8 protein-coding genes are annotated in these 4,211 nt (G+C 68.3%); 6 read left to right on the top strand and 2 right to left on the bottom strand.

The window, feature by feature from the left end:
* Positions 1-444 (bottom strand): hypothetical protein (locus AX692_RS01000; protein WP_073977533.1); only part of this gene is annotated, 444 nt, incomplete at its 3' end.
* A gap of 8 nt (positions 445-452) precedes the next feature.
* Positions 453-932, bottom strand: coding sequence for an SspB family protein (locus AX692_RS00995; protein ID WP_073974554.1), 480 nt, complete (start codon positions 930-932; stop codon positions 453-455).
* 132 nt (positions 933-1,064) lie between these two features.
* Here AX692_RS00995 and hisB point away from each other — a divergent pair, with 132 nt between their 5' ends.
* From hisB to hisF, 6 genes are all read left to right on the top strand, one after another.
* Entirely contained in the window at positions 1,065-1,673 is a 609-nt protein-coding gene (gene hisB, locus AX692_RS00990) for an imidazoleglycerol-phosphate dehydratase HisB (RefSeq protein ID WP_073974553.1), read from the top strand.
* Positions 1,666-1,962 (top strand): YciI family protein, encoded by a 297-nt coding sequence (locus AX692_RS00985; RefSeq protein ID WP_196489962.1) that lies wholly within the window; start codon positions 1,666-1,668, stop codon positions 1,960-1,962. Before hisB ends, AX692_RS00985 begins: the two co-directional genes overlap by 8 nt.
* The gene (hisH, locus tag AX692_RS00980; RefSeq protein ID WP_073974552.1) at positions 1,955-2,581 is read left to right on the top strand and encodes an imidazole glycerol phosphate synthase subunit HisH; all 627 of its coding nucleotides are present in this window, start codon (positions 1,955-1,957) and stop codon (positions 2,579-2,581) included. The genes AX692_RS00985 and hisH overlap by 8 nt, the downstream gene beginning before the upstream one ends.
* On the top strand, positions 2,578-3,318 hold the full coding sequence (gene hisA, locus AX692_RS00975; protein WP_073974551.1) for a 1-(5-phosphoribosyl)-5-[(5-phosphoribosylamino)methylideneamino]imidazole-4-carboxamide isomerase: 741 nt from the start codon (positions 2,578-2,580) through the stop codon (positions 3,316-3,318). The genes hisH and hisA overlap by 4 nt, the downstream gene beginning before the upstream one ends.
* Positions 3,315-3,542, top strand: a complete 228-nt coding sequence (locus AX692_RS00970; protein WP_155644815.1) for a hypothetical protein — start codon at positions 3,315-3,317, stop codon at positions 3,540-3,542. The genes hisA and AX692_RS00970 overlap by 4 nt, the downstream gene beginning before the upstream one ends.
* A partial coding sequence (gene hisF, locus AX692_RS00965; protein WP_073977532.1) for an imidazole glycerol phosphate synthase subunit HisF occupies positions 3,539-4,211 on the top strand: 673 nt, incomplete at its 3' end. The genes AX692_RS00970 and hisF, both read left to right, overlap by 4 nt.

Raw genomic sequence — 4,211 nt, 5'->3', positions numbered from 1 at the left:
TTCTACGACCGTGGGCGTGGGCGGGGTTGCCGCGGCCTTGCCCGCGCGGCGCTCGCGCTCGAGCCGACGCCCACGGTCGTAGAACACCTTGGCGGCGAGCCCGCCCGCGACCACCGCGAGCCCCAGCGGCGAGCGGCGCGCGAGGTGGCTTGCGCCCCACAGCGCGAGGGTGGTCGCCATGCCGCGTCCGTCGACCAGCTTGTCGGCCTTGTCCTGTCCGTGGCTCCTTACCAGCAGGCCCTTCTCCAGCCGGTCGCGCAGCAGGCCCCCGGCGGCGCGCAGCACGATGTCGGCGATCACGAGGTTGGTGCCGGCCGAGGGGCTGGGGAGGGGGAGGCCTGCGGGGCCCGTGGGCCTGTCCGCGGTGGCAGTGTCCGGAGCTTCGGCGGCAGGCCTGTCGGGCGCGCCGCGCTTGCCTTTGCCGGTTCGCCTGGCGTGCGCCACGCAGGAGCCTATTTCTTGCGCCCGAAATCGATCGAGACGACGTTCGAGCCGTCGGGATCGGTGTCGGGCCCGTCATTCTCGGCGTCCTCGTGCGCCTCGGGCTCGAGCTCGCCCGCCGCGGCCTGGAACTGGAGGCCGAAATCGACCGCCGGGTCGACGAAGGCGGTGATCGCGGCGAAGGGGATCGTCAGCTTGGCGGGCACCTGGTTGAAGGTGAGGCTGACCGAGAAGCTCTGCGGGCCGACCTCGAGATCCCAGAACTTGTTCTGCAGGACGATTGTCATCTCGTCCGGGAAGCGTTCGCGCAGGTGCGGCGGGATCGAGACCCCTGGCGCGGCGGTCTTGAAGGTGATGTAGAAGTGATGCGCGCCCGGCAGCGTGCCGCCGCCGCTGACGATCGACCCCAGCACCCGGCCGACGACCGCGCGCAGGGCTTCCTGCACGATCTCGTCGTAGGGGATCAGGCTGTCGGGCGTGTCGCTGTTCATGGCTGGACGGATTCGTGGCGGTATGCGCGAAGTTGGTCAAGCGGATTTGGCGGGTCGCGCCGGATTGCCTGCGCGCGGGTGGGCAATGCACCGCGCTTGTCTTGGCGGCGCAGCCGACTATAGCGCCGGATCATGGCCAGCATCCCCGCCCGCACCGGATCGGTGAACCGCAACACCACCGAGACCAAGATCGCCATCGCCGTCAATCTCGACGGCACCGGCGCCTATGACGTGTCGACCGGCATCGGCTTTCTCGACCACATGGTCGAACAGTTCAGCCGCCATTCGCTGATCGACGTGTCGATGAAGGTCGAAGGCGACCTCCATGTCGACCAGCACCACACGACCGAGGATTCGGCGATCGCGCTGGGACAGGCGATCGCGCTGGCGCTGGGCGACAAGGCCGGGATCGGGCGCTATGGCGCGGCCTATTCGCCGATGGACGAGACGCTGAGCCGCGTCGCGCTCGACATTTCGGGGCGGCCCTATCTGGTGTGGAAGGCGAAGTTCACCCAGGAACGCCTCGGGGAATGGGACACCGAACTGATCGAGCACTGGTTCCACTCGGTCGCGCAGGCGGCGGGCATCACGCTGCACATGGAATTGCTCTACGGCACCAACAACCACCACATCTGCGAGAGCCTCTACAAGGGTTTCGCCCGCGCGATGCGGCAGGCGGTCGAGCGCGACCCGAGGAAGGGCGGGGCGATCCCGAGCACCAAGGGGCAATTGGGTGGCTAGCATCTTCATCGCCTCGCTCACCTATACCGTGCCGATCGAACAGGTCGACGCGGTTCTGGCGGATCATCTGGCATGGCTGAAGGCGGGTCATGAGGCCGGGCACTTTCTCGCCTGGGGCCCGCGCGAGCCGCGCGATGGCGGGCTGATCTTCGTGAAGGCCGCCAGCCGCGCCGAGGCCGAAGGCCTGTTGGCGAGCGATCCCTTCATGCTCCACCATCTTGCCGATCTCGCCATTATCCAATGGACCCCGCGCTTTGTCGGACCCGGCTTGGAGGCTTTCGGTGGCTGAAGTTGTCGCGCTCGTGGATTACGGCGCGGGCAACCTTCACTCGGTTCACAACGCCTTGAAGGCGGCGGGTGCGCGCGTGACCGTCACCGCCGATCCCTATGTGGTGCGCGCGGCGGACCGGATCGTGCTCCCCGGTGTCGGCGCCTTCCGCGCCTGCGCCGAGGGGCTGCGCGCGCTGCCCGGCATGGTCGAGGCGATGACCGAGCGGGTGCATGTCGGCGGCGCGCCCTTCCTCGGCATCTGCGTCGGGATGCAATTGCTCGCAACCCAAGGCCTCGAGTTCGGCGCGCATCCCGGGCTCGACTGGATCCCGGGCGAGGTGCGGCTGATCCAGCCCTCGGATGCAAGCATCAAGGTGCCGCACATGGGCTGGAACGACGTCGCGATGCTGCCCCACGCCAAGGATCACCCGGTGATCGCGGAAGGGGAGGCCTATTTCCTCCACTCCTATCACTTCGCTGTCGAACACCCCCACCATGTCGCCGCGATGACCGATCACGGCGAGGGGCTGGTCGCCGCCGTCGCGCGCGACAACATTCTCGGCGTGCAGTTTCACCCGGAGAAGAGCCAGGCCTACGGGCTGGCGACCCTCCGGCGCTTTCTGGAGTGGTATCCGTGATCATCTTCCCCGCCATCGACCTGAAGGGCGGCCAGGTCGTGCGCCTTGCCGAAGGCGACATGGAGCGCGCCACGATCTACGGCGATGATCCCGCCGCGCAGGCGCTGATCTTCGCCGAGGCCGGGGCGGAGCACCTCCACGTCGTCGATCTCGACGGCAGCTTTGCGGGCGAGAGCCGCAACCGGGCAGCGGTGGAGGCGATTGTCGCGGCCTTCCCCGGCTACGTCCAACTGGGCGGCGGCATCCGCGATGCTGCGGCGGTTGAAGGCTGGTTCAACCTTGGTATTGCGCGGGTTGTGATGGGTTCTGCGGCGCTCAAGAACCCCCAATTCGTGCGCGAGATGGCCCGCGAATGGGAGAACGGCATCGTCGTCGCGGTCGACGCGAAGGACGGGATGGTCGCGACCGAGGGCTGGGCGGAAGTCTCCGACGTCCCTGTGGTCGACCTCGCCCGCCGCTTCGAGGATGCCGGCGTTGCCTCGCTGCTCTTCACCGATATTGGCCGCGACGGGTTGCTCAAGGGCGTCAACATCGAGGCGACCGTCGACCTCGCCCGCCGGGTCGACATCCCGGTGATCGCCAGCGGCGGGGTGAAGGGCCTTGATGACATCCACATCCTCTCGCTCCACGCGCACGAGGGGATCGAGGGGGTGATCACGGGGCGCGCGCTCTACGAAGGGCGGCTCGATCTGGCGGCGGCGATCGCGATGGGCCGGAGAGCGGAGACGCGGGGATGATGGAGTTGAGGGAAGTCGTGCTGGTCAGCGGCGTGTTCAGCATCGGCGCCGTGCTCGCGATCCGCAAGCTGCTGGCGCAAGGCGCGGTCTATCAGCATTGGCCGCGTTATGCGCGCTATGACCGCGACGAGCATCCGATCCGGTTCGGGAGCTGGATTGCCATCAACATGACCATCATCGCGACCTTCATCGTGTCTCTGGCCATCTGGCTGTTCGCGCAATGACCGTCCGCATCCGCGTTATCCCCTGCCTCGACGTCGCCGAGGGCCGCGTGGTGAAGGGCGTCAATTTCGTCGACCTGAAGGACGCGGGCGATCCGGTCGAGCAGGCGCGCGCCTATGACGCGGCAGGCGCGGACGAGCTGTGCTTCCTCGACATCTCCGCCAGTCACGAGGGGCGCGGCACGCTGCTCGACATGGTGCGCCGGACGGCCGAGGTGTGCTTCATGCCGCTGACCGTCGGCGGGGGCGTGCGCTCGGCAGAGGACGCGCGCGCGCTGCTGCTGGCCGGCGCCGACAAGGTCGCGGTCAACTCCGCCGCCGTCGCCCGGCCCGAACTGGTGGGCGAGATCGCGGCGAAGTTCGGCAGCCAATGCGTCGTCGCCAGCGTCGACGCGCGCCGCACGCCGAGGGGGAATTGGGAAATCTTCACCCACGGCGGGAGGAAGCCGACCGGGATCGACGCCGTCGAATACGCATTGAAGATCGCGGGGCTGGGTGCGGGCGAACTCCTCGTCACCTCGATGGACGGGGACGGCACCCAGCGCGGCTACGACCTCGCCCTCACCCGCGAGATCGCCGACGCGGTCAGCGTGCCGGTGATCGCCAGCGGCGGTGTGGGGAGCCTCGATCATCTTGTCGAAGGCGTGACGAAAGGCCACGCCAGCGCGGTGC

The sequence above is a fragment of the Erythrobacter donghaensis genome, assembly GCF_001557325.1.
GTDB lineage: Bacteria > Pseudomonadota > Alphaproteobacteria > Sphingomonadales > Sphingomonadaceae > Erythrobacter > Erythrobacter donghaensis_B.
Note: the sequence above shows the minus strand (reverse complement) of the source record. Positions and strands in the feature narration are given on the sequence as shown.